This window comes from Kitasatospora sp. NBC_00070 (assembly GCF_045041205.1).
Classification (GTDB): domain Bacteria; phylum Actinomycetota; class Actinomycetes; order Streptomycetales; family Streptomycetaceae; genus Kitasatospora.
Genome location: NZ_CP108247.1, coordinates 1,427,767 through 1,454,173, shown reverse-complemented (window position 1 = coordinate 1,454,173; position 26,407 = coordinate 1,427,767). Strand labels below are relative to the sequence as shown.

Sequence of the window (26,407 nt, the reverse complement as noted above, 5' to 3'; positions counted from 1 at the left end):
CGCACGGCGCACTGTCCCCGGTCCACTATCGTCCGCATAGTGGACGGAATGGTTTCACGGAGTGAGACTCCGGCGCTGCGCGGCACGCCGGGGGCGGTGTTGAGGGAGCATCAGGCGCCTCGTCGGCCCGCCCTCGTCCGACCGATACCGTAGGGGCGTGCAGCCAGCAGGGGAAACCACCAGGACAACAGCCGAGCGGCCCTCGCGACGACGGGGCAAGGGCGGGCGGCGGGCGCGGCGGTCGACGTGGCGTCAGACGGTCTGGAGCCTGATCAAGGACACCACCAACACCTGCGTCGAGTACCGGGTCACCGGCCTCGCGGCCGAGGCGGCGTTCTTCACCCTGCTCTCCATCCCCCCGCTGCTGCTCTGCCTGGCGGGCACCCTGGGCTACCTCGACGACATCCTCGGGGCCGGCACCATCGAGCGGCTGGAGGAGGACATCATCACCGCCGCCGGGACGGTGCTCTCGCCCAGCTCGGTGAACCAGACCGTCCGGCCGCTGCTCAACAGCGTGTTCGCCGACGGCGGCCGGCCCGACCTGATCTCGATCGGCTTCCTGCTCTCGCTCTGGTCCGGCTCCCGGGCGCTGTACATCTTCATCGACACCATCACGGTGATGTACGGCCTGGACGGCAAGCGCGGCCTGGTGAAGACCCGGCTGATGTCGCTCGGCCTCTACCTGGGCGCGCTGGTGATCGGCTCGCTGGTGCTGCCGCTGCTGCTGACCGGCCCCGGGCTGGTGCTGAACGCGCTCCCCGAGTGGTCCGGGCTGATCGACGCGCTGTACTGGCCGGTCGCGATCACCCTGCTGATCGTCTTCCTCACCACCCTCTACCACGTGGCCGTCCCGGTCTCCACGCCCTGGCGGGAGGACATCCCCGGCGCGCTGGTGGCCCTGGTGGTGCTGGTGTTCTGCTCGGTCCTGCTGCGGATCTACCTGGTCAGCTCGGTCGAGGGGCGCTCGGTGTACGGCTCGCTGGCGGCGCCGGTGGCGGTGCTGCTGTGGATCGGCGTGGTCGCGCTCGCGGTGCTGATCGGCGCCGCGATGAACGCCGCCATAGACCGCCGCTGGCCGACCGTGCAGACCGCCGACGCCCGGGCCGAGAACGAGCGGGCCAGCGAGGAGGCGGCCGCCGCCGTGGTCCGCGAGGTCACCGCCCGGCGCGCGGTGGAGCGGGCCCGGCTGGCCCGCGAGCTCGGCCTGGCCGAGGGCGTGGAGGAGGACCTGGACGAGGACGACGACGACCACGTGCCGTCCGAGTACCCCGAGCGCTGGGCCGACTTCCTGCCGCCGGGCAACGTGCGCGGCCGGATCTCCTCCGGCGGCGCGCACCGCCGTCGCCGCCCGCCGCCGCCCCCGGACACCGACCGGCCGGCCCCGCGCAGCCCGTGGGACGGGATCTGACCGTCCGGTCTTCTCAGCATCCGAGACGACGGTCTTACCGTCCGTGCCGCCCGGAGAACCGCAGGTCAAAAATGGGATGCGGGCCCTCGGGCCGGTCCACTAGCGTGATCGTCTGTTGGCGCCTGTGGAAGAAGCGGGCCGAGTACGGAAACAGGAGGTGAGCCTCGTGGCTGTCACCCAGGTCACGGCTGCCCAGGGCAGCTCGCGCGCACACCTCCCCGTCCCGGCCGTCGGCTGACCTTGTAACAGCTCTCCACGCAGCAGCCGCCGCCCACCGGGACAGCATTCCTCCCGAAGGGCCCCACCGCGTTGCTTCACGCATCCAGCATTTCCCCTGACACCTCCGTCCTCGCCGACTACGGCTGGACTCCCGAGCTCGACGAGCTCTTCGCCCCCCTCGCCGAGGGCGGGCTCACCCCTGCGCGGATCACCCGGGTCGACCGGGGGATGTGCGACGTGCTGTTCACCGACCCCGGGTCGGGCGAGCTGTGCACCGTCCGCGCCGACATCCGGCCGGTCCGCGATCCGGACCCGGCCAACTGGGCCTGCACCGGCGACTGGGCGGGCATCGACCTGACGGCCGCTCCGATGCCGACCGTCTCGGCCCTGCTGCCGCGTTCCACGGCGGTGATCCGCAAGACCGCGGGCAGCCGCTCCGAGGGGCAGGTGCTGGCGGCCAACGTCGACACCGTCCTGATCGCCTCCTCGCTCGCCGCCGAGCCCGACCTCGGCCGGATCGAGCGCTTCCTGGCCCTGGCCTGGGAGTCCGGCGCCCTGCCGGTGGTCGCGCTGACCAAGGCCGACCTGGTGGACGACGCCGAGTTCGTCAAGGCCGACGTCGAGCAGATCGCCCCCGGCGTGGCCGTGGTGGTGGTCAGCGCCGAGACCGGTGAGGGAATCGACGTGCTGCGGGCCTGCATGGGCAGCTCCACGGCGCTGCTCGGCCAGTCCGGTGCGGGCAAGTCGACCCTCACCAACGCGCTGATCGGCACCGAGGTGATGGCCGTTCAGCAGACCCGCTCGGTGGACGAGAAGGGCCGGCACACCACCACCACCCGGGAGCTCATCCCGCTGCCCGGCGGCGGCGTGGTGATCGACACCCCCGGCCTGCGAGGCGTCGGCCTGTTCGGCGGCGAGGGGCTGGCCCAGGCGTTCGCGGAGATCGAGGAGCTGGCGCAGGAGTGCCGGTTCCACGACTGCGGGCACCGGAGCGAGCCCGGCTGCGCGGTGCGGGCCGCCGTCGCCGACGGGGTGATCTCCGAGCGGCGCTGGGAGAGCTACGAGAAGCTCCAGCGCGAGAACGAGTGGATCGCCTCGCGGACCGACGCCCGGCTGGCCGCCGAGCGGCTGAAGAAGTGGAAGTCGATCACCCGGACGCACCGCGCCATGGGCGGTTCGCCGAAGAAGTGAGCACAGCGGTGGGCCGCCGCCCCGGAGTCGGGATCCGGGGCAGCGGCCCACGTGCGTGACCGCCTCAGCGCGGCAGTCGGCCGGTGCGGATCACCTCGGCGTACCAGCGGGCGCTGTCCTTCGGTGTCCGGCGCTGGCTGGCGAAGTCGACGTGCACCATGCCGAAGCGCTTGCCGTAGCCGTACGCCCACTCGAAGTTGTCCAGCAGCGACCAGAGGAAGTAGCCGCCCACCGGCACCCCGTCCGCCGCCGCCCGGCGGACCGCGTCCAGGTGCCCGTGCAGGTACGCCACCCGCTCCGGGTCGTGCACCGCGCCGGACGGGTCGCTGTAGTCGTCGTACGCGGCGCCGTTCTCGGTGACCAGCAGCGGCAGCCCGGGCAGGTCGTCGCGCAGCCGGGTGAGCAGCTCGTACAGGCCGTCCGCGTCCACCGGCCAGCCCATCGCCGTCCGGCTGCCCTCGGCGGGCAGGAAGCGGACGCCGGTGTCGGCGGGCCAGGGGGAGAGCTCGTCGGCGTGGCCGTCCTGACGTGGTGCCGGGTGCTCCGGATCGTCGGCGGCCACCACGGTCGGCGTGTAGTAGTTGATGCCGAGCGAGTCGATCGGCCGGGAGATCTCGGCCAGATCGCCGTCGTGGACGAAGGACCAGTCGGTCACCTCGGCCGTGTCGGCCAGCACGTCGGCCGGGTAGCTGCCGTGGAACACCGGGTCGAGGAAGATCCGGTTGGCCAGCCCGTCGATCCGGCGGGCCGCGTCCAGGTCGGCCGGATCCCCGGTCAGCGGGCGGACCGCGGCCAGGTTGAGGGTGAGCGAGACCTGCGCGGTGGCGGGCAGTTCGGCCCGCAGTGCGCCGACGCCCAGGCCGTGCGCCAGCAACAGGTGGTGATGGGCCGTCAGGGCCTCGGCCGGGCTGGTCCGGCCGGGGGCGTGCACGCCGGAGCCGTAGCCGAGGAAGGCGCTGCACCACGGCTCGTTGAGGGTGGTCCAGGTGCCGATCCGGTCGCCCAGCCGACGGGCGGTCAGGCTCGCGTACTCGGCGAACCGGTGGGCGGTGTCGCGGTTCAGCCAACCCCCCTGGTCCTCCAGGGTCTGCGGCAGGTCCCAGTGGTACAGGGTGGCGACCGGGGTGATGCCGTTGGCCAGCAGTTCGTCCACCAGCCGGTCGTAGAAGTCCAGCCCGGCCTCGTTGGCCGGCCCGCTCCCGGCGGGCTGGATCCGCGGCCAGGCCAGCGAGAACCGGTAGGCGCCCAGGCCGAGTTCGGCCATCAGCGCGACGTCCTCGCGGTAGCGGTGGTAGTGGTCCGCGGCGATGTCGCCGGTGTCGCCGTTGCGGACCTTGCCGGGGATCCGGCTGAAGGTGTCCCAGATCGACGGGGTGCGGCCGCCCTCGGCGGCGGCGCCCTCGATCTGGTACGCGGCGGTGGCCGCGCCCCAGACGAAGCCGGTGGGGAAGTCGGTACGGACGGGGGCCGGCAGGGCTTCTACGGACATGTCGCCTTCCATGGGTACTCAGAGTAGGTGGGTCAGCCCTTGACGGCGCCCTGCATGATGCCGCCGACGATCTGACGGCCCAGCAGCGCGAACACCACCAGCACCGGGAGGGTGCCGATCAGGGTGCCGGCCATGATGATCGACTGGTCCGGGACGTAGCCCTGGCCGAGCGACTTGAGGGCGACCTGCACGGTGGGGTTCTGCGAACTCAGCGCCACGACCGGCCAGAAGAAGTCGTTCCAGGTGGCCATGAAGGTGAGCATGCCGAGCACCGCCATTCCGGGGCGGGCCACCGGCAGCACGATCGACCGGAAGATCCGCAGGCTCGACGCACCGTCCATCCGGCCCGCCTCGATCAGCTCGTCCGGCAGCGCCTGGACCAGGAACTGCCGCATGAAGAAGACCCCGAAGGCGGAGACCAGCGCGGGCAGGACCACCGAGGGCAGCTTGTTCTGCAGGTCGAGCCGCACGATCACCATGAACAGCGGGATCACCCCGAGCTGCGGCGGGATCATCATCGTGCCGACCGTGATCGCCAGCAGCAACCCCCGTCCCCGGAAGCGGAGTTTGGCGAAGGCGAAGCCGGCCAGCGTGGAGGAGAGCACCACCCCGACGGTGACCGCCGCCGAGACGATCAGCGAGTTCACCAGCGCGGTGCCGATGGCGGCCTGGTCGAGCGCCTCGCCGATGTTGTGGAACAGGTTCGGGCCCGGGGTGAGTGCCGGAGTGGCCGAGCTGAGTTCGGAGTTGGAGCGGCTCGCGGCCACCAGCGTCCAGTAGAACGGGAACACGAAGGCCAGCGTGGCGGCGATCAGCACGCCGTAGGCGAGCGGGCCGCCGTGCAGCGGCGAGCGCGCCTTGCGGGCCGAACTCCGCTCGCGGACGGCGGGCTTGGTCAGGACGTGGGTCATCGGGTCACCGGTCCGTACGGTTGCGCCGGGCCGCGACGGCCGCGTTGGCCAGGGCCAGTACGACGATCAGCAGGAACATCACCCAGGCCACGGCGGCGGCCCGGCCCAGGTGGAAGAAGGTCCAGCCCTGCTCGTACAGGTAGAGCCCGAGGGTCTGGTACTGGTGCGAGATGCCGCCGCCCGAGTTGCCCTCGTAGAGCAGGGGTTCGCCGAACAGCTGGGTGGCGCCGATGGTGGAGACCACCACGGTGAAGACGATGGTCGGCCGCAGCCCGGGCACCGTGATGTGCCGGAACTGCTGCCAGCGCGAGGCGCCGTCCACCGCCGCCGACTCGTACAGCTCCTGCGGGATGGACTGCATGCCGGCCAGGTAGATCAGCGCGTTGTAGCCGGTCCACCGCCAGGTGACGATCAGCGAGACGCCGAACTGCGAGGCCCAGGTGTTCGCCTGCCAGTCGACCGGGCTCAACCCCACGGTGGAGAGCACCCAGTTGATCAGCCCGTAGTCCCGGCCGAACAGCTGGGCGAAGACCAGGGTGGCCGCCGCGACCGAGGTCGCGTACGGCATCAGCATCGCGACCCGGAAGAAGGTCCGGCCGCGCAGGCGGTAGTTGAGCAGGTGGGCCAGCCCGAGCGCGAGCAGCAGCTGCGGGACGGTGGAGAGCAGCCCGATGGTGAAGGTGTTGCGCAGCGCGTTCCAGAAGAACGGGTCCTCGAACAGCCGGGTGTAGTTCTGGAAGCCCAGCCAGTCCATCCGCTCCGAGGTCTGCAGTTCCACCCGGTGCAGCGACACGTAGGCGGTGTACAGCAGCGGGAACAGGCCGAAGGCCGCGAACAGGACGAAGAACGGGGCGAGGAAGCCGTACGGGGCGAGCCGGGCCCCGAGGCGCGGCCGGGTGGCCGCGCGCCGCGAGCCGGGCAGCGGGGCGGAGAGAGTGGCCATGGTGGTCCTTCGGTGGTCACTCCGGCCCGGGGCGGGCAGCGCCCCGGGCCGGAGTTGATCGGACGTCAGTTGCCGCTGGCCTTCTTGACGTTGTCCAGCGCGTGCTGCCAGGCGGTGGCCGGAGCGGTGTTGGTCCGCTCCACCTCGCCGAGGGCGTCGGTGAACGCCTTGCCGACCACGCCGTCCTCGGTGCCGAGCACCTGGGCGGGCATGTTGGCGGCCGCCTCGCTGAAGATCTCGCCGATCGGGGCGTTGTTGAAGTAGGCGTCCTTGACCGACTTGATCTCGCCCTGCGCACCGGTGCTGGACGGGAAGGAGCCCTGCTTGGTGAACAGCTTGACCTGCTGGTCCTTGCCGTTCAGCCACTTGATCAGCTCGGCGGCCTGCTTCGGGTGCTTGGCGGTCCTCGGCACGGCCAGGTAGGCGCCGCCCCAGTTGCCGGTCTTGCCCGGGCCGGCCGCGATGTCCCACTTGCCCGCGAAGGCGTCGCCCGCCTGGCCCTTGATGTACCCGATCATCCAGGCCGGGCAGCTCAGGGTGGCGAACTTGCCGGTGCTGAACGCCTTGTTCCACTCCGGGGTCCACTGCGGCAGCTTGGCCGAGAGGCCGTCGGCGACCAGCTTGGTGGCGTCCGCCCAGGCGGTCTGCACCGCCGGGCTGCTCTCGTGCACGGCCTTGCCGCTCTCGTCCGCGTAGCGCACCTTCTGCTGGCCGACCTCGGCGGTGAACATGCCTGCCGCGCTGTCGGTCCAGGCGTCGCCGGGCTTGGCCTTGGCGACGTACTCCTTGCCGAGGGCCAGGTAACCGCCCCAGGTCGCCCACTTGGCGGCCAGCTCGGTGCGGTCGGTCGGCAGGCCGGCCTCCTTGAACAGGTCGGTGCGGAAGCAGATCGCCTCCGGGCCGATGTCGGTGCCCGCGCCGAGCACCTTGCCGTCGGCGGTCTTCACGGCGGCGGCCTTCCACGGCACCAGGCCGTCGTTGACGTCACCGGCGCCGAGCGTCCCGAGGTCGGTGAACTTGTCCGCCTGCTTCTGCATCACGCTGGCGATCCGGCCGACCTCCAGGCCCTGCACGTCGGCCAGGCCGCCGCCGCCGGCCAGCTTGGTCTGCAGCGCCTGCCAGTACTGGCCCTCGTCCTGGGTGTCGCTCTGCTTGACGGTGATGTTCGGGTGCAGCTTCATGTACTCGTCGTAGAGGCCGGCCTCCTTGAACCCGAAGGTGCCGAACAGGTCGACGGTCAGCGTCACCTTCTCGTTCGCGTCCTGCGCACCGGTGGTGCTGCCGGAGCTGCAGGCGGAGAGGAGCAGAGTGGCGGCGAGAGCGGCGCTGCCGACGGTCACGGCGGTGCGGCGGGCTCTGAAGGGGCGCATGCGGATGCCTCCTGGCGCGGCTGAGTGGAGTTCGAGCAGTGGTGCCGAGCTGATCCGAGAGGCGTCCTGAGAGCGCTCTCAATCGCTGGGAGGAGCGTGCCGGGTGCGCCGTACTCCCGTCAAGTGCCCGAAACCTGAACGTAATCTCCGGGCTGGAGCCCGTCCTGCTTTCGAGAGCTGAAGTCGGCCGGGTTTCGCCGGATCGCGTTCAGGGCGTTGACACCCCTTGTCGGACGCCTCTACCGTCCGGGTCTTGAGAGCAGACTGAGAGCGCTCTCACACCCCCACTCCCACCCCGAGGTGTCAGACATGAAGCCGCCACGCGCTCGGTCCCCGAGACGTCTGGTCCGCCCGGCCGCCGCCCTCACCGCGATCGCGCTCACCGCCGCCGCGCTCACTGCCACGGTCGGTGCCTCCACCGCCTCCGCCGCCACCGTCAAGGTCGGGCTCGGCGGGTACACCGACACCCGCCCGGCGGGCACCATCGGCCCGAGCAACTCCGACGGCGCACCGCTCACGCCCAAGGTGACCGCGCGGATGGCCGGCCAGGCCGTCCCCACCAACGACTGGTGGTCCTCGCTGGTCTTCCAGCGCTACGCGGGCAACCCCTACTCGGAGAACCTGTACGCCCACCCGTTCACGTTCAAGGCCGTCGCGGGCGGACTGGAGGTCGGCTACCCCACCAACCCAACCGTCACCCCGGACGGGCGCCAGTACGACTTCACCCACACCAAGGACCTCACCGTCGGCGTGGCCGGGCTGAACGCTCCCGACGCCAAGGTGGACGGCTGGACCGACTGGACCGTCACCCCGCAGTGGACCGACGGTGCGCACACGCTCTCGACCACCATCGGCCACGGCCTGCCCTACGTCTACGCGCACGCCACCGGCGGCGCGGCGCAGATCACCGCGGCCGGCACCCCGACCGTCTTCGCCAACCAGGGCAACGTGCTGGGCATCACCGTCGGGGGCCACCACTACGGCCTGTTCGCGCCGACGGGCACCAGCTGGAACGTGAACGGCACCGTGCTGAGCGCCGCGCTCGGCGCCAAGGACTACTACTCGGTCGCCGTGCTGCCCTCGCCGAACGACCTGGCGCTGTTCCGTACCTACGCGTACAGCTTCGTCACCGACACCAAGGTGGCCTGGAACTACAACGCGGGCTCGGTGACGACCAGTTACACCGCCACCACGACCGCCCAGGAGGGCAGTCAGACCGGCACCCTGCTGGCGCTCTACCCGCACCAGTGGAAGGCCGGCACCGACCCGCTGACCGCGCTCACCTACACCTCGCCGCGCGGGCAGATGAAGGTCCGTCAGGGCAGCGGCTTCAGCACCACCATGAAGGCCGACGCCATCCTGCCCTCGCTGCCGGACGTCGGCAGCCAGGACAAGGCCGCCCTCGGGGCGATGGTCCGGGAGGTGGCCAACTCCGCCGATCCCTTCATGGGCGCCACCGACACCTACTGGACCGGCAAGGCACTCGCCCGGCTCGGGCAACTGGTGCCGATCGCCGACCAGTTGGGTGACACGGCGACCCGGGACAAGCTGCTCGGGCTGATGAAGGGCCGGTTGCAGACCTGGTTCGCCGGCACCGGCTCGACGGTCTTCGCGTACGACAACGTCTGGAAGACGCTGATCGGCTACCCCGCCTCGTACGGCAGCGACGGCGAGCTGAACGATCACCACTTCCACTACGGCTACTACATCCAGGCCGCCGCCACGGTGGCCCGCTACGACGCCGCCTGGGCCGCCGACTCGGCCTGGGGCGGGATGGTCAAGCTGCTCGCCAAGGACGCCGCCAACGCCGACCGGGCCGACACCCGCTTCCCGTGGCTGCGCAGCTTCGACCCGTACGCGGGCCACGGCTGGGCGGCCGGCCATGCCGCCTTCGCCGCCGGGAACAACGAGGAGTCCTCCTCCGAGTCGCTCAACTTCAGTGCCGGGCTGATCCTCTACGGCTCGGCGACCGGTGACACCGCGCTGCGCGACCTCGGCATCTACCTGTACACCACCGAGTCGCGGGCGGTCGAGCAGTACTGGTTCAACGCCGACCAGTCCGCCTTCCCGGCCGGCTTCGGGCACCAGACGGTCGGCATGGTCTGGGGCAGCGGCGCCGCGTACTCCACCTGGTGGACCGCCAGCCCCGGCATGATCCACGGCATCAACTACCTCCCGATCACCGGTGGTTCGCTCTACCTGGCGCGTCGGCAGGACGACATCAAGGCCAACCTGGCCGAGTACAAGGCGAACAACGGCGGGGTGTTCACCGACTGGCGGGACCTGGCCTGGGAGTTCCAGGCGCTGGCCGACCCGGCTGCCGCCAAGGCCAACTGGGATGCGGGCAAGGACGGTTACACCCCCGAGGAGGGCGAGTCCAAGGCGCACACCTACCACTGGATCTACAACCTCGCCGCCCTCGGCACCCTCGACCCGGCGACCACCTCCGACCAGCCGACCTCGGCGGTCTTCGTCAACGGCGGCACCCGCACCCACGTCGCGCACAACTACTCGACGGCGGCCCGGGCGGTGCACTTCTCGGACGGTTACACGCTCACCGTGCCCGCCAGGTCGACCGCGAGCGAGCGGGGCAGCTTCCAGGACGGCGGATCGGGCGGGACCCCGTCGCCCTCGCCGTCGCCCTCCTCTTCCCCCTCGCCTTCACCTTCGCCGTCCATGTCGGTGCCGCCCACCAGCGGCAGCACCTTCTATCTCCAGCCCGGCGGCGGCCTGACCACCGCCTACGGCACCGGCGCCACCGCCAGCACCATCGCCTCGGGCGGTGGCACCAACCACGACGGCACGCCGTACCAACCCACCGTGTACGAGCTGCGCAACGTCAACGGGACCCTGCGGGCGGGCGCCGCAACGGAGTTCGACCTCTTCCTGGACGCGGGGACGGCCGTCGGTCTCGGCCAGCAGGTCCGGATCTCCTACGACCTGACCGGCAACGGGAGCTTCGACCGGGTCGAGACCTACCGCTACTTCGCCACCGACCCGGGGGCGGGCTGGGAGCGCTACTCGGCGACCGCCGGTCTCGCCTCGGCCACCGGCAGCCTTGGCAACCTGGCCAACGGGACGGTGCGGGTGGAGGTCTGGTCCGCGATCGGCAACGGCCCGGCCCAGCTCCGGACCGGCGCCACCCAGGCGCAGGGGAACGCCTCGGTGTTGCGGATTCCGTTCAACTAGCGGGCTCCGCCCTGGGACCGGCCCCCGGCAGCTGCCGGGGGCCGGTCCCTCGTTCGGGCATGATCCAATAGTGCCTCGGACAGTCGAGGGGTGGGCGATGCGACGCAGGGCGTTCCTGGTCATACCGGCGGTGCTGGCGGCCGGCTGCGGCGGCAGTGGGGCGGCGAAGTCGTCGGCGGAGCCGGAACTGTGGACCAGCACCGACGAGTTGACGAAGCTGCTGCCGAAGCTGGGCCCGATCGCCACCGCGCTCTGGCGGGAGCGGTCCTCGAACGAGGGCGGGTCGGACCGGTCCCTTCCCGGCCCGACGGACCTGTTCCTGCATGCGCTGATCCGCCTGACCCCGGGCGGGGTGGCCACCCTGACGGCGGGTCGGCAGCCGGTGCCGGACCAGCCCCGCTCGGGCACGGGTCACCGCGCCATCCCGGCCGCGATGGTCGCGGCCTTCCCGCCCGGTGCCCGATGGGTGGCGGATCCGGAGCTGAGCAGGCAGGTGGTGGTTGCGGAGGGCGCCAGGGAGCTGTACCTCGACCCGGCCTCGGACACCGTCTACCTGTTCGCCGTCAACGTGTCCGCCCCCGGATCGGCGAAGGTGGACCAGAACGGTGCCACCGTCCCTCCCGCGCCGTCGAAGAGCTGACGACCGGGCTGGGCCGGGCGGGTGAGTCGGGTCGCCGGACGGGAGGGTGCTGGGGCACGATGCTCCGGGGGCCTTCCGGAAAGGGACTCGTGTGACCACGTATCAGGTCGGTTATTTCGTCGGCAGTCTGTCCGAGAAGTCGATCAACCGGGTGCTGTCCCGGGCGCTGATCCGGCTGGCGCCTGCGGAGCTGGAGTTCCGGGAGATCCCGATCAAGGACCTGCCGCTCTACAACCACGACTTCGACGCGGACTACCCGCCGGAGGGCCGGGCGCTCAAGGAGGCGATCGCCGCTTCGCAGGCGCTGCTGTTCGTCACCCCCGAGTACAACCGGGGCATCCCCGGCGCGTTGAAGAACGCGATCGACTGGGCCAGCCGCCCGTGGGGCACCAACTCCTTCACCCACAAGCCCTCGGCGGTGATCGGCGCCTCGCCCGGCAAGATCGGCACCGCCGTGGCGCAGCAGAGCCTGCGGTCCACGCTGAGCTTCTGCAACGCCCCGCAGATGTCCGCCCCGGAGGCGTACATCCAGTTCACCCCGGGCCTGTTCGGCGACGACGGCGAGGTGACCGACCCGAACACGCAGCAGTTCCTCAGCGACTTCATGGCCGACTTCAAGACCTTCGTCGAACGGGTGTTGACGGTACTTCCGTCCCACTGACCTTGCGGCGTGGCAGAGTTCGGGTATGACGCACCGTGAGCTGTTCGCCTCACTGTCCACGCCGCTGGTCGCCGACGCCTGTGTCCGGCTCGGAGTGCCGCTGCGGGTGGCGCCGCCGGGCATCGGAGCGGTGGTGCCGGGGCAGCGGGTGGCCGGCCGGGTGCTGCCGGTCCGGCACTACGGCAGCGTGGACGTCTTCCTGGAGGCGTTCGGCGAGGTCGGCCCCGGGGACGTGCTGGTGATCGACAACGGTGGGCGGACGGACGAAGCCTGCGTGGGCGACCTGGCGGTGCTGGAGGCCGGGGTGGCCGGACTGTCCGGCGTGGTGATCTGGGGGCAGCACCGGGACACCCCCGAGCTGGTCGAGATCGGCCTGCCGGTGTTCAGCTACGGCGCCTGCCCGCTCGGCCCGGTCCGGTTGGCCGAGCGGGAGCCGGAGGCGCTGCTCAGCGCCCGGTTCGGCGCGCACACGCTGACCGCCGAGGACGTCGCCTTCGGCGACCGGGACGGCGTGCTGTTCGTGCCCGCCGCCCGCGCCGCCGAGGTGCTGGAGACGGCGGCGGGCATCCACGCCACCGAACGCGCGCAGGCCGACAAGATCAGGGCGGGGGAGACCCTGCGTCGGCAGACCGCCTTCGACGACTACCTGACCCGCCGCGCGGCAGACCCGGCCCACACCTTCCGCCGGCACCTGCGGGAGCTCGGCGGCGCGATCGAGGTCTAGGCCGGCAGGCCACCGCCCCCGACGCCCAGGGAGCCGACCCGCCGTCAGGCGGACTCGCGGCGGATCAGCCGGGTCGGGGTGATCACCGAGGTGGGGGCGAGCGGCTGGGCCGGGGTGGCCAGGCGGCGGAGCAGCAGGCGGGCCATCAGCCGGCCCATCTCCTCGATGTCCTGGCGGATGGTGGTGAGCGGCGGGTCGGTCCAGGCGGCGATCGACTCGACGTCGTCGAAGCCGACCAGGGCGACGTCCTCGGGGACCCGGCGGCCGTGGGCCCGGAGCACCCGCAGGGCGCCGGAGGCCATCGCGTCGGAGGCGGCGAAGACGGCGTCCAGGTCGGGCCGTCTGGCCAGGAGTTCGGTCATCGCGCGGCCGCCGCCGTCCGGGGTGAAGTCGCCCTCGGCGATCAGGGCGGGGTCGCCGTCGGGGATCAGGTCGCGGTAGCCGTCGAGGCGGTCGGTGGAGGAGGTCTGGTCGAGCGGGCCGGTGATGGTGGCGATCCGGGTACGGCCCAGCGAGCGCAGGTGCTGGACGGCCGTCCGGGCGCCGCCCCGGTTGTCGCTGTCGACGTAGACCAGCTCGCGGTCGGACTCGGCGCCCGGCCAGCCGGGGCGGCCGCCGATCACGGTGGGCAGGCCGACCCGGCGGGCCATCTCGGGCAGCGGGTCGCTCCGGTGCAGGGAGAACAGCAGCGCGCCGTCCACGTGGCCGCCCGCCAGGTAGCGGCCGACCCGCTCGTAGTCCTGCTGGGCCTCGATCAGCAGCAGCACCATCTGGTTGTCGGCGGCCGAGAGCTCCCGGCTGATGCCGCGCAGGTGCTGGGCGAAGAACGGGTCGGAGAAGAGCCGGCTCTCGGGCTCGGCCACCACCACGGCGACGGCGTGGTTCCGCCGGGTGACCAGGGTGCGGGCGGCGAGGTTCGGGGCGTAGCCGAGCTCGTCGACCGCCTGCTGGACCTTCTCCCGCAGCGCCTCGCGGACCCCGGTGCCGCCGTTCACCACCCGGGAGGCGGTGGCCCGGGAGACGCCGGCCCGTTCGGCGACGGACTCCAGGGTCGGACGGTGGAGGGCGCCGGCCGGCTGGGCCTCGGGCTGCGGCTGGGCCACTGCGGACTCCTCGGGCTACGGGGGATGGGTGGGGCGATGGGTTTGTCAGTGCAGAGCTTATCTGGTGGGGGGAATGATTGAGAGCGCTCCCAGACAACATCAGGTGCGTTCTGGTGGAGTCGGCGCGCATGATCGTCAGCTCCGACCTGGGCGTCGTATTTCCGCCAGTCGACGGGTCCGGAGTGCCGCAGACTGGAGTGCGTGACCGAGATTCTGACCGACGACGACACCCGCTACCGGGCGGTGGACAGCCGGGACTCCCGCTTCGACGGGGTGTTCTTCACGGCCGTCAGCAGCACCGGCATCTACTGCCGGCCGAGCTGCCCCGCGGTGACTCCGAAGCGGGTCAACTGCACCTTCTACCCGACCGCGGCGGCCGCCCAGGGTGCGGGCTACCGGGCCTGCCGCCGGTGCCGCCCCGACTCGGTGCCGGGGTCACCGGAGTGGAACCACCGGGCCGACCTGGTCGGCCGGGCGATGCGGCTGATCGGGGACGGCGTGGTGGACCGCGAAGGCGTCGCCGGCCTGGCCCAGCGGCTCGGGTACAGCTCGCGGCAGGTGCAGCGGCAGCTCACCGCCGAGCTCGGCGCCGGGCCGATCGCGCTGGCCAGGGCGCAGCGTGCGCAGACCGCCCGGCTGCTCCTGCAGACCACCGCGCTCCCGGTCACCGAGATCGCGTTCGCGGCCGGCTTCTCCTCGGTGCGGCAGTTCAACGACACCGTCCGGGAGGTCTACGACCGCACCCCGAGCGGGCTGCGGGCCGAGACCAACGGCCATCGCAAGGGCGCCGCGACACCCGGTTCGATCGGGCTCCGGCTGGCGTACCGGGGTGCGCTCGACAGCGACCACCTGCTGGACTTCCTGGCCCTGCGCGCCGTGCCTGGTGTCGAGGAGGTGGTGCCCGGCACCGCGCCCGGTGTCCGCACCTACCGGCGGACGCTGGCGCTCCCGTACGGACACGCGATCGCCGAGGTGGACGGGCTGGCCAGCGGTGACCCGGTGCGCCGGGGCTGGCTGGACTGCCGGCTCCAGCTCACCGACCTGCGGGACCTGACCACCGCCGTGCACCGGCTCCGGGCGCTGTTCGACCTGGATGCCGACCCGGACGCGGTGGACGGCCAGCTCGGCGCCGACCCGCTGCTCGGCGACCTGGTGCGGGCCCGCCCCGGCGTGCGCTCGCCGGGGCACGTCGACCCGCACGAGCTCGCGGTCCGCGCCGTTCTCGGCCAGCAGATCACCGTGGCGGCCGCCCGGACCCTGGCCGCCCGGCTGAGCGAGCGGTACGGCGTCGCGCTGCCCGAGCCGAGCGGCGGTCTGCGGCTGCTGTTCCCGGCCGCCGGGGCGCTGGCGGAGGCCGACTCGGCCGATCTGGCGATGCCGGACGCCCGCCGCCGCGCCCTGCGCGGACTCTGCGCGGCGCTGGCCGAGGGCACCGTCCGGCTGGACGGCGGCGTGGACCGGGAGGCCGCCGCCGCCGACCTGCTCGCGCTGCCGGGCATCGGCCCCTGGACGGTGGGCTACCTGCGGATGCGCGCACTGGCCGATCCGGACGTCTTCCTGCCGAGCGATGTCGGCGTCAAGCACGGTCTGCAACGGCTCGGCCACCCGGGCGACCCCAGGGCGGCGGCACTGGCGGGTGCGGCCTGGGCGCCGTGGCGCTCGTACGCGGTGCACCGGCTGTGGGCCTCGCTGACTCCCGTGGCGGGCCCGAAGGTTGACGACGTGTCGGAAGGAGTGCGGGCATGACCACGGTGTTCACGACGATGGAGAGCCCGCTGGGCCGGCTGCTGCTCACCGGCACCCTGGAGCCGGACGGTTCGTTCGCGCTCCAGGCGGTCACCGCGCCCGGCCAGAAGGGCGCCCGGGACGAACCGGCCGACGGCTGGCTGCACGACCCAGAGGCGTTCGCGGCCGTGATCGAGCAGCTCGACGCCTACTTCGCGGGGGAGTCGACCACCTTCGACCTGCCGCTGGCACCGGTGGGCACCGAGTTCCGGCGGCGGATCTGGGCCGCGCTGGCCGAGATCCCGTACGGCGAGACGGTCACCTACGGCGAACTGGGCGCGCTGGCGGGCCAACCGCCGACGGCAGTCCGCGCGGTGGGCGGTGCGGTCGGGGCCAATCCGCTGCTGGTGATCCTGCCGTGCCACCGGGTGCTCGGCGCGAACGGTGCGCTGACCGGCTTCGCGGCGGGCATCGACCGGAAGCGGCACCTGCTGGCGCTGGAGCGGGGCTCGCTGTTCTGAGCCTGAGCCGCCGTCAGCCGATCCGGGGTCAGCGGGGCTCGGTCAGGGCGCCGGTGCCGCCGGAGAGGGCCTTGGCGAGCAGCTCCAGGGCGGGCAGGGCGTGCATGACGGCCTCCCGGTCGGTGGTCGGGAGGCTCTCCAGGGCGGCGGCGAGGCGGCGCTCGTGGGCGTGCTGCCAGTCGCGGAGCTGCTGGTGCCCGGCCTCGGTGAGCGCGATCCGGGCGGTGCGGCGGTCGCCGGGGTCAGGCTGACGGTCGACGAAGCCGGCCTCCAGGAGCTTGCCGATCAGGCCGCTGACGGTGTTGGGGGCGAGGCGCTGACGGGCCGCCAGCTCGCCGACCCGGAGCGGTGCGGTGGCCAGTGTCTGGAGCAGCTCGACCTGGGCCATCGGCAGCGACTCCCAGGGGTAGTCGGTGCGGATGCTGCTGCGCAGGGCGCGGCGGAGCCGGGTGATCACGTCGGTCAGCCGCCGGGCCCGCGCGACGGCCGCGGCCTCCTCGAGGGCCGACCCGCCGTCCGGGGCCGACCCGCCGTCCGCCGGGGCGTCCGCCGGATCGGGGAGGTGGCCGGCGGTCGGATCGGGGGTGGGCTGCGACGACATGGGCGACAGCGTAGCGCGCGGGGTCCGTACACCTGTCGGTAGGTGACCAGCTCTGCCCGCGAGCACATCCCGTAACGATCCGATCGCCGGCCGACCAGTTCGACGACAGAACAGTTCTGTGGCCGATATATTGTTCGAGTGAGCACCCTGAACCCGAGCTTCACCCAGCGCCTGCTGGCCGAGCGCCCCCGCCCCCGCGCGGTGGCCGGCTGGCGGCACGCGCACTGGCTGGCCGTCGGCACGGTCTGCCTGGGGGCGTTCCTCGGGCAGCTCACCGCGAGCATCACCGCGCTGGTCTTCCCGGAGCTGGAGCGGGCCTTCGACGCCAACTTCGCCGCCGTCGAGTGGGTCGCACTCGCGTACCTGCTGGTGCTGGTCGCGCTGCTGGCCCCGATCGGACGGCTGTCGGACCTGGTCGGGCGGAAGACCGTCTACCTCGGCGGCTTCGGGGTCTTCGCGCTGGCCTCGCTCGGCGCCGGGCTGGCCGACAGCCTCGGCCTGCTGGTCGCCTGCCGGGCCGTCCAGGCGGTCGGCGGCGCGATGATGCAGGCGAACAGCGTCGCACTGGTGGCCCGGGGCGTTCCCGAGCACGCGATGCGCACCGCGCTCGGCGTCCAGGCTGCCGCGCAGGCCCTCGGCCTCGCGCTCGGGCCGACCCTCGGCGGGCTGCTGGTGCAGCACGTCTCCTGGCGCTGGGTGTTCTGGATCAACGTCCCGATCGGGCTGCTCGGCATCCTCGCGGGCTGGTTCCTGCTGCCCCGGACGTACCCGCAGGGGCGGCCGCGGGCAGCGCGCCGGGACGGCCGGTTCGACCTGGCCGGGCTGGTGCTGCTGGCCGGCTGTTCGACCGCCCTGCTGCTGGCGCTCTCCACCGCCTCCGGCCTGCCGCTCCCGGCTTGGGCGGTGGCCGTCCTACTGGTCGCAGCCGTCGTGCTGGCCCTGGCACTGGCCCGGCAGGAGCAGCGCGCCGACCGGCCGTTGATCCCCCCGGGGCTGATCAACACCCCCGGCATCCGGGCCGGGCTGCTGATCGCCCTGGTCGGCTACCTGCTGCTGTTCTGCCCGCTGGTGCTCGGCCCGGTGATGCTGGTCGGTGCGGGAGTACCGGTGGCGACCGCCGGGTTGGTGATCACCGCTCTGCCCGCCGCCTTCGCGGTCGCGGCCACGGTCGGGGCCGGGCTGCTCCCCGACTCCTGGTCGGACGCCGTCCGGTGCCGCTGCGGCGCGCTGGTCGCCGCGCTCGGCCTCGGGCTGCTCGCGCTGGTGCCCGCCACCCCGTCGGCCACCGTCCTGCCGCTGGTGCTGGCGGGCTACGGCCTCGGGCTGCTGCTGCCCGCGAACAACGCGCTGGTGATGCGGGCGATCCCGGCCGCGAGCTCCGCCGTCGGTGGCGGGCTGGTCAACATGGTGCGCGGTCTCGGCACCGCGCTGGGCACCGCGCTCCCGGTGCTGGCCGTCCACCTGGCGGGGCATCAGAACGGCGGCCGCGCCGTCCTCGCCCTGCTCACCCTGGTCGCGGTCGCGGCCGCCGACCTGGCCGCCCGGGTCCGGACCGGCGCACCACGGGCCTGAGCGACCCCGGCCTGAGCGACTCGCGCCCGGGCAACGCCGAAGGGTGCGGCCGGACGGTGACGTCCGGCCGCACCCTTCGGACGGGGTGTCAGGAGAGCGGCTTGGCACCGCGCTTCGCCAGCAGGTCGGTGATCAGGTCGATCTCCGAGCGCTGGCCGTTCACCATGGTCTGGGCGAGCCGCTTCTCGACCGCGTTGGTGCCGAGGTCGACGTAGCCCTGCGCCATCGCGACGCCGCCCTTGTGGTGCTCGATCATCAGCTGGAGGTAGTAGACCTCGGCCTCCTGGCCGTTGAGCGAACGCAGCTTGGCGAGCTCGGTGTTGGTCGCCATCCCGGGCATCAGCGAACCGTCGTGCGGCTCGTACCGGTGGTCCATCCGCATCCAGGCCATCGGCTCGGCACCCGAGTGCTGGGTCAGGCCCCACTGGTCGAGCCAGCCCATCATCATGCCCCGCTGGTTGGCCTGGGTGTTGATGATGTCGAAGGCCAGGTTGCGGATGTCGGTGCTCTCGGTCCGGTCCCGGACGATGAACGAGAGGTCGATGGCCTGCTGGTGATGGGTCGCCATGTCCCGGGCGAAACCGGCCTCCGCCGACTCCTGCGCGGGCACCGACGCCACCGAACCGCTGGCGTCCGAACCGCCGGCCACCAGTGCGGGCACACCGAGGCCGAGCGCCACGGCCGCCGCCAGGGCGGCGGGCCACCAGAGCCGGCGTCGCCCGGCCCCGGTGGTCGGCCCCTCGACCGTGTCCGCCTCGCCGGTGACTACTGGGCGGTGCTGCACGACGCCCCCGGCTCCTGGGTCTGCGGGCCCTGCACGTACTTGGTGAAGAAGCTCGCCACCCGGGGGTCGGCCGCGCTGTCCACGGTCAGCTGGGTGCCCCACGCGGTCAGCGTGATGGTGCCCGGCTCGTCCGGGTAGGGGCTGATGAAGGAGTACGGGGTGGTCTTCACCCGGCTGGAGAGCGTGCTGATGTCGTCGGCCGAGGCCTTCGCGTTGTACGTCACCCAGACCGCGCCGTGCTCCAGCGCGTGCACGGCGTTCTCGTTCTCGACCGGCTTGTCGTAGACGGTGCCCATGCAGTTCAGCCAGACCGGGTTGTGGTCACCGCCGACCGGCGGGGTCTGCGGGTACGTCACCTTGGTGGTGACGTGGTTGCGGGCGAGGTTGTCGAAGGTCTTGACGCCGTCGATCGGCGCCTTGGCGGCGGCGGCCTCCTTGTCCTTCTTCTGCTTGGCGTCGAGTGCGATCCACGCGCCGCCGCCCACCATGCCGGCGAGCAGCACGGCGGCCGCACCGATCGCGATGAACTTGTTGCGGCGGTCGCGGCGCTGCTCCTCGGCGCGCAGCTCGGCGATCCGGGCGCGGCGGTCGGCGGTGCTCGGGCGGACGTTCGACTTGCCCTTGCCGGGCTGCTTGGTCGGCTGCTGCTTGGCGGCGGAACCCATGAAAGTTGTCCTTGTCCCCGTCGGGCGGTGCCCGCTCGGCGGTCTACGGATTGGCAGGGGAAGCGGAGCCGTCCGGGCCCGGCCGACCGTCAGCCGTTGGCCGGCGGTGGTCGGTCGGTACGCGGACGGTGGGTTCCGCTCAGCTCCGTTGGATCTGGAGCGCGTGCAGGTCGGGCGCCAGGTCCGGGCCGCTCAGCGGTGTGAGCACCGGTGGGGCGGGTCGGGCCTGCGGTGCGACCAGCCGGGCGGGCACTGCGGGCACGGGCTGCGGCGGGGCGTTCGGCAGCTGCGACTCCTGGCCGCAGTACGGGTGGCTGGAGCAGCCGCTGCCGGGGGTGGGCTGCTCGCCGTCCACCGTGCACCAGACCAGCGGCGGCCGTTCGGTGCCCTTGACCTGCTGCGCGCGGTGGTGCCGGAGCCCGTGCGCGGACGCCACGGCGGCGGGCTGCGCCGTCACCGTGGTCACCGGCGGCGGGCCGGTCCGGGCGACGGCGTGCGCGCGGCCCGCGCAGGGGAGTACCGCGAGCAGACCCGCCAGCAGCAGGACCCACAGCGCGGCCGCCGGGCGGCCGGTGATCACGGCCCTCCCCGGCTGCGGTGTGTAAGTCCCCGGCACGGTCATGCGCACATATTAATCAGCCGAACGGGTGAGGGTGGAGCCCCTCGGGGGGTCTCGTTCCCTGCCGTTCACGTCGAGTACGTGCAGTTCGGCACGGTTTCGGCCGGTCCCGACCGGCTGTCGCGGCACTGCGCTCACGGGGTGACCGGTTGTCGTCGATTCCCGGACACCGTCGTTCTCCTTGGGGACAATGACGTCGAGCCCGGGGCCCAGGCCCGCTCGACAGTCGGCAGACACGGACGAGGAGCAGCCGGATGAGCAACCAGGGCGCACCACCGCAGCGCGGCGACGGTTGGTGGCACGAGGTCTACACGGGCCCGGCCGCCACCCTGCGGGACGCACCGGAGACCCCGGACGACGACGCCACGGTGGACGACTGGTTCGACTCGGCGGCCGGGATGATCGGGGCGCAGCGCACGGCCGAGGCGGTGCCGGTCGCCGAAGCGGCGCCGGATGCCGAGATCGAGGCCGAGGTCGACGCCGGACCGGACGCCGGTGGCCTGTCGGTGGACGACTGGTTCGATTCGGCGCTCGGGATGATCGGGACGCAGCGCAGCACCGAGGTCACCGTGGTGACCCGCGCGGCCGAGGGCGATCCGGACGACGACGATCTGGACGAGGAGCAGCGGCCCGAGACCGACGAGATCGACGACGACCTGGCCCCGGGTGACGTCGCGGATGTCGAGGTGGCCGAGCCCGAGCCGGTCGTGGTTGCCGTCGCCGCACCGACACCCCCGCCGGCCGACGCGCTGAGCTCGGTCGAGCCGCTGCCGCCCGCCGCCCGCCGCGCGTACGACCAGCAGCCGGTCCCGCACGTCGGCGACCGCCCGCCGACCTATGGTCCCGAGCCGACCGCCGTCGCGGTCGCCGACCCGGAGGAGCTCGCGGTCCTCACCCCGGACACCGTCCTGGAGGGCGCCCAGTACGGCCCGGCCACGCTGCGCGCGGTCTCGGTCCGGGGCGACTCCGCCCGCTACCGGGGTGAACTGCGCAGGGACGCCCTGCTGATCACCCGGTTCGGCGAGGGGGCGGAGGGGCTGCTGCTCGCGGTGGTGGCCACCACCTCCGCCTCGGCCCCGCCCTCACCGCTCGCCGCCGAAGCCTGCCGGCAACTGGCCGCCGCGATTGGCCGCAGCCGCGCGGAGCTCGCCGCAGACCTGCGCGACGGTGCGCGCGACCGCCTCCGCTACGGGCTCCAGCGCCTCACCACCAGCGCGTTCGCGCCCCTGCGCGCCCCGGCTGCAACCCCGTCCGCCGCCCCGGAGCAGGGCGCTGACGGACCGTCCGCCCCCGCCCCCGCCCCCGCGCCCGACGGACCGTCCGCCGCCGCCCTGCACTGCCTGCTGCTCTCGCTCGACCCGGCGGCCACCCACCGCGCCGCCTTCGGGCTCGGCCCGAGCGGACTGTACCTGCTCCGCTCGGGGCACTGGATCGACGCCTACGCCGCCCGGCTGCTGCACCACCCGGACGGTCAACTGCCGACCCCCACCGGCCCGTTGGTCAAGCCGTTCCGGTTCCGGCTGGTACCGGCCACGCCTGGCGACATCCTGCTGCTCTGCACCCCGGGCCTGGCCGACCCCCTGGCCGACGAACCGGCCGTCGCCCACTTCCTGGCCAACCACTGGGCCCACCCGCACCCGCCGGGCACGGTCGACTTCCTCCGCCAGATCCAGGTCCGCGCCAAGGGCTACTCCGCCGACCGCACCGCCGCCGCCCTCTGGACCGAATGACCCGGCGCCCGGCCGACCCGGGATCTGCGCGAGCGGATGGCGTACGCCCGGCGGACGGGGGAGCCGTTCGCCCGCGCGCTGGTCCGGCCCGAGCTGCCCTGACGGGTGGTCAGCCGCCGAGCAGGGCCCGGGCCACCGCGGCGAGCCGGTCGGCGGCCTCGGTCCGGTCGGCGCCGGGCAGACCGATCGCGACCGGTACCGCCAGGCCGTCCAGCAGGGCGCGGAGCTGGACGGCCCGGTCGGCCGCGTCGCCGGCGGTGAACTCGCCGCCCGCCACGCCCTCCTCGATCAGTGCGACCAGGTCGGCCTGCCAAGGGGCCTCGATCTCCAGCTGGCCCTGCCGGATCTCCGCACTGGCGGGGGACCGGCCCCAGACCTCCAGCCAGAGGATCCAGCGCGGATCGCCGGGGCCTTCGGGCAGGTACAACCCGGCGTACCCGGCGAGTCGCTGACGCACCGTCGACTCCCGGTCGGCCAGCATGGCGCGGCGCCGCTCGCCGAGCTGCTCCTCGCTCCAGCGCAGGGTCTCCAGCAGGAGCTGGTCCTTGCTGCCGAAGTAGTAGAGCAGGTGACCGGCGCTCATCTGCAGCTGCTTGCCCAGCCCGGCCATGGTCAGCTTGGCCAGCCCGTGCTCGGCGATCGCCGCCCGGGCGGTGGCGAAGACCTCCTCGCGCGGCCGCGCGGGGCGCCGCGTCCGTGGCTCCGCCATCTGCCGTTCCTCCTGCTCGGGGATGGGTCAGGTCAGCTTCTCACGGTCGGGCGGCCGGAGGCGGTCGCGTCCCGGCAGGCGGATTGAACGAACTGTTTGCAATGACCTGTTGTCAACGAGTGCCGAGTTCGCCTACCGTGGGAGCCATGACCGAGGACAGCAAGGTGAAGCTCTCCGCCCCGTTCGACGTACCGGACGCGGCCGCCGCGCACGAGAAGCGGCAGTATCCGGCCCTGCTCCGGATCACCGAGCGGCACGCCCACGGCGAGGCCCGCACCCGCTGGGAGGAGCGGCGGATGCCGCTCGGTCCGGTGGACGCCTGGCGGCGGGTGGTGCTGCTGGCCGGTGGCAGCGCGTTCCCCGAGGAGGGCGAGGCGCCGGTCGACGCGGACGACCTGGCGGCCGCGCTGGCCCTGGTGCAGTGGGCCCGGGCAGAGGTGGACGAGTGGGAGCTCGGCCTGCTGGAGATGGCCCGGGGCCGGGGGCTGACCTGGCAGCAGATCGCCGTCAACCTCGGCCTCGGCTCGGCGCAGGCGGCCCGGCAGCGGCACCTGCGGCTGAGCGAGCGGGCGCCGGGTCAGTCCGCAGGCTGAGCGGCCGTCAGCTCGCCGCGCCGGTCGGGCCGGTCGAGGGTCTGCGGCCTGGCCGCGAGGCGGCAGCCCAGGCAGTCGGGGTGCCGGGAGGTGTCCCGGACGCGCCAGTCCCACTGTGCCTCCGGGCGCGGCCCGCTCCGCTTGCCCCAGCCCGCGAGGTGCAGCAGCCAGCTGGCCAGCGCGCCCGCGACGACCAGCCCGGCGCCGAGCCAGAGGCCCGGCACCCAGGCCGCGCACATCGCGACGCCGGCCGTGGTGAATCCCGCGAACACCAGGGCGGAGCCGGTCCACCCCGCGACGGTGTGGCCCATGTCGTGGTGGCCGTGCATGCCGCTCATCCGGGCACTCCTTCGTCATGCTGGGAGGGCCGAGCCAGCTCGGCCGACCAGTCGCACGTGATCCATTCATCTCACGTGCTAAGTATCTTAGACTCTAAGGAGATTTCAGGTGGAGGGCAAGCCCCGTCCGGCCGCATCCCCCGCGCAGGCCCTGGCGGCCATGGACCAGCTGATCGCCCTCAGCCTGGTCAGCCAGCAGGACATCGCGCAGCGCCTCGGCCTCGGGGTCACCGACCTCACCTGCCTGGGCCACATCCTCGGCGCGGGCGAGCAGCCCATCACCGCCGGGGACCTGGCCGACCGCGCCGGCCTCACCACCGGCGCCGTCACCGGCGTGCTCAACCGGCTCGAACGCGCCGGGTACGCCCACCGGGCCGCCGACCCGGCCGACCGACGCCGGGTCAGGATCGTCGCCGACGAGTCGGCCACCGCCCGGCTGTACGCGGTCTACGAGCCCTTCTACCTCCGGATGAACGAGCTCTTCGCCGACTACACCCCCGACGAAGTCGCCGTGCTGGCCGACTGGTTCACCCGGGCCACCGCCCTGATGGGCACCCGGCTCGACGAGATCCGCACCACCGGCCGAGCATGAACGGGGCCTGCGGCGAGGTGCCGCAGGCCCCGGGGGTCAGGACGGTTTCTTGTCGATCTCGAGGTCGGCTTCCGGGGTCCTGACGAGGTTTCCGGGCGGGCCGGCCGCGTTGCTGGTGTTGTTGTCGGGGGCGGGGTCGTTGGTGGGGGAGGTCGCGGTGGCGATGTTGCGGATGTCGGAGCCGTTGCCGGTGTAGGCGGGGTCCAACTGGACGGTGAACACCCAGCGGTGGGAGGCGCCGGAGGCGATGGCGGCCGGACCGCAGCTGACGGCCTGTCCGGTGGCGGTGCAGCCGTCGGCGGAGGAGACGAAGAGCAGCTGGGCGGGCAGCGAGTCGCTGACCGTGACGCCCAGGGCGTCGGAGGGGCCGTTGTCGGTCGCGGTGATCACGTACTGGAAGGTCTCGCCGGGGGCGATCGGGGTGGAGGTGACGGTCTCCTTGGCGGTGGAGACGTCGGCGGTCGGGGTGCCCGCCTTGCCGTCGGGCAGCCCGGCGGTGGAGCTGTCGTTGTCGGTCCTGGGGTCGATGTTGTCGGCGGTGACCTTGGCGCTGTTCTTGAGCGCCGTGCCGTCGCCCCGGTAGGCGGGGTCGAGCCGGACGGTCAGGACGTACTGCTCGGTCTCGCCGACCTTGAGCGGGGTGGCGCGCTTGCAGGTGACCACGCTGCCGGTCTCGGTGCACCCGGACGGGGTGGAGGAGACGTAGATCAGCTCCTTGGGCAGCTTGTCGGCGAGGGTCACGCCGTACGCGTCGGCGGAGGGGCCGTTGTTGACGATGGTGATGAGGTAGTCGACGGTCGCCCCGGGGGCCGGTGCGGTGTTGCCGACCGCCTTCTTGGTGAGCGAGAGGTCGGCGGTCGAGGGGTTGACCTTGGCGCCGGGCGGACCGGCCGCGTTGCTGGTGTTGTTCGCCGGGACGGGGTCCTTGGTGGCGGAGTCCACGGTGGCGGTGTTGAGGATGTCGGAGCCGTCGCCCTTGTACCCGGGGTCGATCTTGACCTTGATGGTCCAGGTCAGCGAGTCGCCGGTGACGACGCTCGGCTGCGGGCCGCAACTGACGGTGGCTCCGGCGGCGGTGCAGCCGTCGGGGGAGGAGACGAAGCTCAGTTGGGTGGGCAGCTTGTCGGTCGCCGTGACGACCACGGCGTCGGAGGGCCCGTGGTTGGTCACCGTCACCCGGTAGTCGAAGGTCTCACCGGGGGCGACCGGGGTGTCGGAGCCCGCCTTCTTCACCACCGACAGATCGGCTTCCGAGCCGCCGAGGCCGCCCGGCAGGTCGGCGGGCTTGCTGGTGTTGTTGGAGGGATCGGGGTCCGCCGCGTCGGACTTGGAGGTGGCGGTGTTCTTCAGGTCGGTGCCGTCGCCCCGGTAGGAGGAGGCCAGCAGGACCTTGATCTTCCAGGCGGTGGAGGCGCCGGCGGCCAGTGTCTTGGCGGGTCCGCAGGTCACCTTCTGGCCGGTGGCCGTGCAGCCGTCCGCCGAGGAGACGAAGGAGAGCCCGGTGGGCAGGTTGTCGGTGACCATCGCGTTCGGGGCGTCCGACGGCCCGTTGTTCTTGGTGGTGATCAGGTACTCGAACTGCTGCCCGGGGACGACGGGACCGGTCCCGACGCCGACCTTGGTGGTGGACAGGTCGGACTTGCGGTCGAACGGACCGACCGGCCGCACCGGCGGGTTGGCGTTGTTGTCGGGGGCCGGGTCCTTGGCGTCCGAGCCCGTGGTGGCGACGTTCCCCAGGTCCGAACCGTCACCCTCGTAGGAGGGACTCAGCCTGACCAGGATGCTCCAGTTCTTCGTGACGCCGACCGCCAGGTCCACCGGTCCGCAGGTGACCTTCTGGCCCACCGCCGTGCACCCGTCGTCGGAGGAGACGAAGCTGATGCCGTCCGGCAGGGTGTCGCGGGTGATGACGTTCCGGGCCACCGAGGGGCCCTTGTTCTTCGCGCTCAGGGTGTACGTGAAGGTCTCACCCGGCGCCACGGCCGGTCGGGCGGCGGCCGCCGTGGCCACCGGCCACAGGGACATCACCGCAGCCAGGGTGCCCGCCGTCAGTCGGCGGGTCGGCCACCGTCGCGTGGTGCTGGTTGTCGTGAGCATCGGTTCCTGTTTC

Annotated in this window: 24 protein-coding genes and 1 pseudogene; 13 read left to right on the top strand and 12 right to left on the bottom strand. The window is 72.7% G+C overall.

What is annotated here, in order from left to right; translation table 11 throughout:
* Positions 1–157 precede the first annotated feature (157 nt).
* Both OHV05_RS06885 and rsgA read left to right on the top strand, forming a co-directional pair.
* Positions 158–1,408: a YihY/virulence factor BrkB family protein gene (locus OHV05_RS06885; RefSeq protein ID WP_403045498.1), complete on the top strand. Its 1,251-nt coding sequence runs from the start codon at positions 158–160 to the stop codon at positions 1,406–1,408.
* A gap of 309 nt (positions 1,409–1,717) precedes the next feature.
* The gene (gene rsgA / locus OHV05_RS06880) at positions 1,718–2,818 is read left to right on the top strand and encodes a ribosome small subunit-dependent GTPase A (protein WP_405016853.1); all 1,101 of its coding nucleotides are present in this window, start codon (positions 1,718–1,720) and stop codon (positions 2,816–2,818) included.
* Positions 2,819–2,882: 64 nt separating this feature from the next.
* On the opposite strand, the gene OHV05_RS06875 is transcribed toward rsgA, so the two are convergent.
* The 4 genes from OHV05_RS06875 to OHV05_RS06860 form a co-directional block, all read right to left on the bottom strand.
* Positions 2,883–4,307: a GH1 family beta-glucosidase gene (locus OHV05_RS06875; protein ID WP_405016852.1), complete on the bottom strand. Its 1,425-nt coding sequence runs from the start codon at positions 4,305–4,307 to the stop codon at positions 2,883–2,885.
* Between the two features lie 32 nt (positions 4,308–4,339).
* The gene (locus OHV05_RS06870; RefSeq protein WP_405016851.1) at positions 4,340–5,218 is read right to left on the bottom strand and encodes a carbohydrate ABC transporter permease; all 879 of its coding nucleotides are present in this window, start codon (positions 5,216–5,218) and stop codon (positions 4,340–4,342) included.
* 4 nt (positions 5,219–5,222) lie between these two features.
* Positions 5,223–6,161 carry a carbohydrate ABC transporter permease gene (locus OHV05_RS06865; RefSeq protein ID WP_405016850.1) on the bottom strand — a complete coding sequence of 313 codons (939 nt, stop codon included), beginning with the start codon at positions 6,159–6,161 and terminating at the stop codon, positions 5,223–5,225.
* A gap of 65 nt (positions 6,162–6,226) precedes the next feature.
* On the bottom strand, positions 6,227–7,531 hold the full coding sequence (locus OHV05_RS06860; protein ID WP_405016849.1) for an extracellular solute-binding protein: 1,305 nt from the start codon (positions 7,529–7,531) through the stop codon (positions 6,227–6,229).
* 309 nt (positions 7,532–7,840) lie between these two features.
* On the opposite strand from OHV05_RS06860, the gene OHV05_RS06855 reads away from it, so the two are divergent.
* The 4 genes from OHV05_RS06855 (at position 7,841) to OHV05_RS06840 (ending at position 12,745) form a co-directional block, all read left to right on the top strand.
* Positions 7,841–10,720, top strand: a complete 2,880-nt coding sequence (locus OHV05_RS06855) for a glycosyl hydrolase (RefSeq protein ID WP_405016848.1) — start codon at positions 7,841–7,843, stop codon at positions 10,718–10,720.
* Between the two features lie 97 nt (positions 10,721–10,817).
* Entirely contained in the window at positions 10,818–11,360 is a 543-nt protein-coding gene (locus tag OHV05_RS06850; protein ID WP_405016847.1) for a hypothetical protein, read from the top strand.
* A 91-nt stretch (positions 11,361–11,451) separates the two neighbouring features.
* Positions 11,452–12,021, top strand: a complete 570-nt coding sequence (locus OHV05_RS06845) for an NADPH-dependent FMN reductase (RefSeq protein ID WP_405016846.1) — start codon at positions 11,452–11,454, stop codon at positions 12,019–12,021.
* Between the two features lie 25 nt (positions 12,022–12,046).
* The gene (locus OHV05_RS06840; protein ID WP_405016845.1) at positions 12,047–12,745 is read left to right on the top strand and encodes an RraA family protein; all 699 of its coding nucleotides are present in this window, start codon (positions 12,047–12,049) and stop codon (positions 12,743–12,745) included.
* 44 nt (positions 12,746–12,789) lie between these two features.
* Here the strand turns inward: OHV05_RS06840 and OHV05_RS06835 are convergent, their stop codons facing one another.
* Positions 12,790–13,848 (bottom strand): LacI family DNA-binding transcriptional regulator, encoded by a 1,059-nt coding sequence (locus OHV05_RS06835; protein ID WP_405016844.1) that lies wholly within the window; start codon positions 13,846–13,848, stop codon positions 12,790–12,792.
* 201 nt (positions 13,849–14,049) lie between these two features.
* Between OHV05_RS06835 and OHV05_RS06830 the strand changes: the two genes are divergently transcribed.
* The gene (locus OHV05_RS06830; protein WP_405016843.1) at positions 14,050–15,594 is read left to right on the top strand and encodes a DNA-3-methyladenine glycosylase 2 family protein; all 1,545 of its coding nucleotides are present in this window, start codon (positions 14,050–14,052) and stop codon (positions 15,592–15,594) included.
* The gene (locus tag OHV05_RS06825; RefSeq protein ID WP_405016842.1) at positions 15,591–16,094 is read left to right on the top strand and encodes a methylated-DNA--[protein]-cysteine S-methyltransferase; all 504 of its coding nucleotides are present in this window, start codon (positions 15,591–15,593) and stop codon (positions 16,092–16,094) included. Before OHV05_RS06830 ends, OHV05_RS06825 begins: the two co-directional genes overlap by 4 nt.
* A 28-nt stretch (positions 16,095–16,122) precedes the next feature.
* Here the strand turns inward: OHV05_RS06825 and OHV05_RS06820 are convergent, their stop codons facing one another.
* On the bottom strand, positions 16,123–16,695 hold the full coding sequence (locus OHV05_RS06820; protein ID WP_405016841.1) for a MarR family winged helix-turn-helix transcriptional regulator: 573 nt from the start codon (positions 16,693–16,695) through the stop codon (positions 16,123–16,125).
* Between the two features lie 138 nt (positions 16,696–16,833).
* Between OHV05_RS06820 and OHV05_RS06815 the strand changes: the two genes are divergently transcribed.
* Positions 16,834–18,267, top strand: coding sequence for an MFS transporter (locus tag OHV05_RS06815; protein WP_405016840.1), 1,434 nt, complete (start codon positions 16,834–16,836; stop codon positions 18,265–18,267).
* An 88-nt stretch (positions 18,268–18,355) separates the two neighbouring features.
* On the opposite strand, the gene OHV05_RS06810 is transcribed toward OHV05_RS06815, so the two are convergent.
* The 3 genes from OHV05_RS06810 to OHV05_RS06800 form a co-directional block, all read right to left on the bottom strand.
* On the bottom strand, positions 18,356–19,051 hold the full coding sequence (locus OHV05_RS06810) for a DUF305 domain-containing protein (protein WP_405016839.1): 696 nt from the start codon (positions 19,049–19,051) through the stop codon (positions 18,356–18,358).
* A complete protein-coding gene (locus OHV05_RS06805) occupies positions 19,033–19,716 on the bottom strand; it encodes a DUF3105 domain-containing protein (RefSeq protein WP_405016838.1) in 684 nt (227 codons plus the stop codon). The genes OHV05_RS06810 and OHV05_RS06805 overlap by 19 nt, the downstream gene beginning before the upstream one ends.
* Positions 19,717–19,855: 139 nt before the next feature.
* Positions 19,856–20,296, bottom strand: coding sequence for a hypothetical protein (locus OHV05_RS06800; RefSeq protein WP_405016837.1), 441 nt, complete (start codon positions 20,294–20,296; stop codon positions 19,856–19,858).
* A 293-nt stretch (positions 20,297–20,589) separates the two neighbouring features.
* Here OHV05_RS06800 and OHV05_RS06795 point away from each other — a divergent pair, with 293 nt between their 5' ends.
* Together OHV05_RS06795 and OHV05_RS06790 are read left to right on the top strand one after the other, a co-directional pair.
* Positions 20,590–22,065: a protein phosphatase 2C domain-containing protein gene (locus tag OHV05_RS06795; RefSeq protein WP_405016836.1), complete on the top strand. Its 1,476-nt coding sequence runs from the start codon at positions 20,590–20,592 to the stop codon at positions 22,063–22,065.
* A pseudogene (locus tag OHV05_RS06790) lies at positions 22,066–22,167 on the top strand (deoxyxylulose-5-phosphate synthase); the annotation flags it as partial.
* Positions 22,168–22,174: 7 nt separating this feature from the next.
* Here OHV05_RS06790 and OHV05_RS06785 read toward each other — a convergent pair.
* Positions 22,175–22,774 (bottom strand): TetR family transcriptional regulator C-terminal domain-containing protein, encoded by a 600-nt coding sequence (locus OHV05_RS06785; protein ID WP_405016835.1) that lies wholly within the window; start codon positions 22,772–22,774, stop codon positions 22,175–22,177.
* A 146-nt stretch (positions 22,775–22,920) separates the two neighbouring features.
* Here OHV05_RS06785 and OHV05_RS06780 point away from each other — a divergent pair, with 146 nt between their 5' ends.
* Positions 22,921–23,367 carry a DNA-binding protein gene (locus OHV05_RS06780; RefSeq protein WP_405016834.1) on the top strand — a complete coding sequence of 149 codons (447 nt, stop codon included), beginning with the start codon at positions 22,921–22,923 and terminating at the stop codon, positions 23,365–23,367.
* Here the strand turns inward: OHV05_RS06780 and OHV05_RS06775 are convergent.
* Entirely contained in the window at positions 23,352–23,696 is a 345-nt protein-coding gene (locus OHV05_RS06775) for an HGxxPAAW family protein (protein WP_405021402.1), read from the bottom strand. The two genes, OHV05_RS06780 and OHV05_RS06775, sit on opposite strands and share 16 nt — an antisense overlap.
* A gap of 118 nt (positions 23,697–23,814) precedes the next feature.
* Here OHV05_RS06775 and OHV05_RS06770 point away from each other — a divergent pair, with 118 nt between their 5' ends.
* Positions 23,815–24,297 (top strand): MarR family winged helix-turn-helix transcriptional regulator, encoded by a 483-nt coding sequence (locus OHV05_RS06770; protein WP_405016833.1) that lies wholly within the window; start codon positions 23,815–23,817, stop codon positions 24,295–24,297.
* A gap of 36 nt (positions 24,298–24,333) precedes the next feature.
* Here the strand turns inward: OHV05_RS06770 and OHV05_RS06765 are convergent, their stop codons facing one another.
* On the bottom strand, positions 24,334–26,394 hold the full coding sequence (locus tag OHV05_RS06765; RefSeq protein WP_405016832.1) for a hypothetical protein: 2,061 nt from the start codon (positions 26,392–26,394) through the stop codon (positions 24,334–24,336).
* Between the last annotated feature and the right edge of the window lie 13 nt (positions 26,395–26,407).

Excerpts from the sequence above, each read along its gene's own strand:
- OHV05_RS06775 (WP_405021402.1), bottom strand. The coding sequence starts at position 23,696 with ATGCACGGCCACCACGACATGGGCCACACCGTCGCGGGGTGGACCGGC.
- OHV05_RS06785 (WP_405016835.1), bottom strand. The coding sequence starts at position 22,774 with ATGGCGGAGCCACGGACGCGGCGCCCCGCGCGGCCGCGCGAGGAGGTC.
- OHV05_RS06765 (WP_405016832.1), bottom strand. The coding sequence starts at position 26,394 with ATGCTCACGACAACCAGCACCACGCGACGGTGGCCGACCCGCCGACTG.
- OHV05_RS06840 (WP_405016845.1), top strand. The coding sequence starts at position 12,047 with ATGACGCACCGTGAGCTGTTCGCCTCACTGTCCACGCCGCTGGTCGCC.
- OHV05_RS06805 (WP_405016838.1), bottom strand. The coding sequence starts at position 19,716 with ATGGGTTCCGCCGCCAAGCAGCAGCCGACCAAGCAGCCCGGCAAGGGC.
- OHV05_RS06870 (WP_405016851.1), bottom strand. The coding sequence starts at position 5,218 with ATGACCCACGTCCTGACCAAGCCCGCCGTCCGCGAGCGGAGTTCGGCC.
- OHV05_RS06825 (WP_405016842.1), top strand. The coding sequence starts at position 15,591 with ATGACCACGGTGTTCACGACGATGGAGAGCCCGCTGGGCCGGCTGCTG.
- OHV05_RS06875 (WP_405016852.1), bottom strand. The coding sequence starts at position 4,307 with ATGTCCGTAGAAGCCCTGCCGGCCCCCGTCCGTACCGACTTCCCCACC.
- OHV05_RS06855 (WP_405016848.1), top strand. The coding sequence starts at position 7,841 with ATGAAGCCGCCACGCGCTCGGTCCCCGAGACGTCTGGTCCGCCCGGCC.
- OHV05_RS06860 (WP_405016849.1), bottom strand. The coding sequence starts at position 7,531 with ATGCGCCCCTTCAGAGCCCGCCGCACCGCCGTGACCGTCGGCAGCGCC.
- OHV05_RS06820 (WP_405016841.1), bottom strand. The coding sequence starts at position 16,695 with ATGTCGTCGCAGCCCACCCCCGATCCGACCGCCGGCCACCTCCCCGAT.
- OHV05_RS06850 (WP_405016847.1), top strand. The coding sequence starts at position 10,818 with ATGCGACGCAGGGCGTTCCTGGTCATACCGGCGGTGCTGGCGGCCGGC.
- OHV05_RS06795 (WP_405016836.1), top strand. The coding sequence starts at position 20,590 with ATGAGCAACCAGGGCGCACCACCGCAGCGCGGCGACGGTTGGTGGCAC.
- OHV05_RS06780 (WP_405016834.1), top strand. The coding sequence starts at position 22,921 with ATGACCGAGGACAGCAAGGTGAAGCTCTCCGCCCCGTTCGACGTACCG.
- OHV05_RS06865 (WP_405016850.1), bottom strand. The coding sequence starts at position 6,161 with ATGGCCACTCTCTCCGCCCCGCTGCCCGGCTCGCGGCGCGCGGCCACC.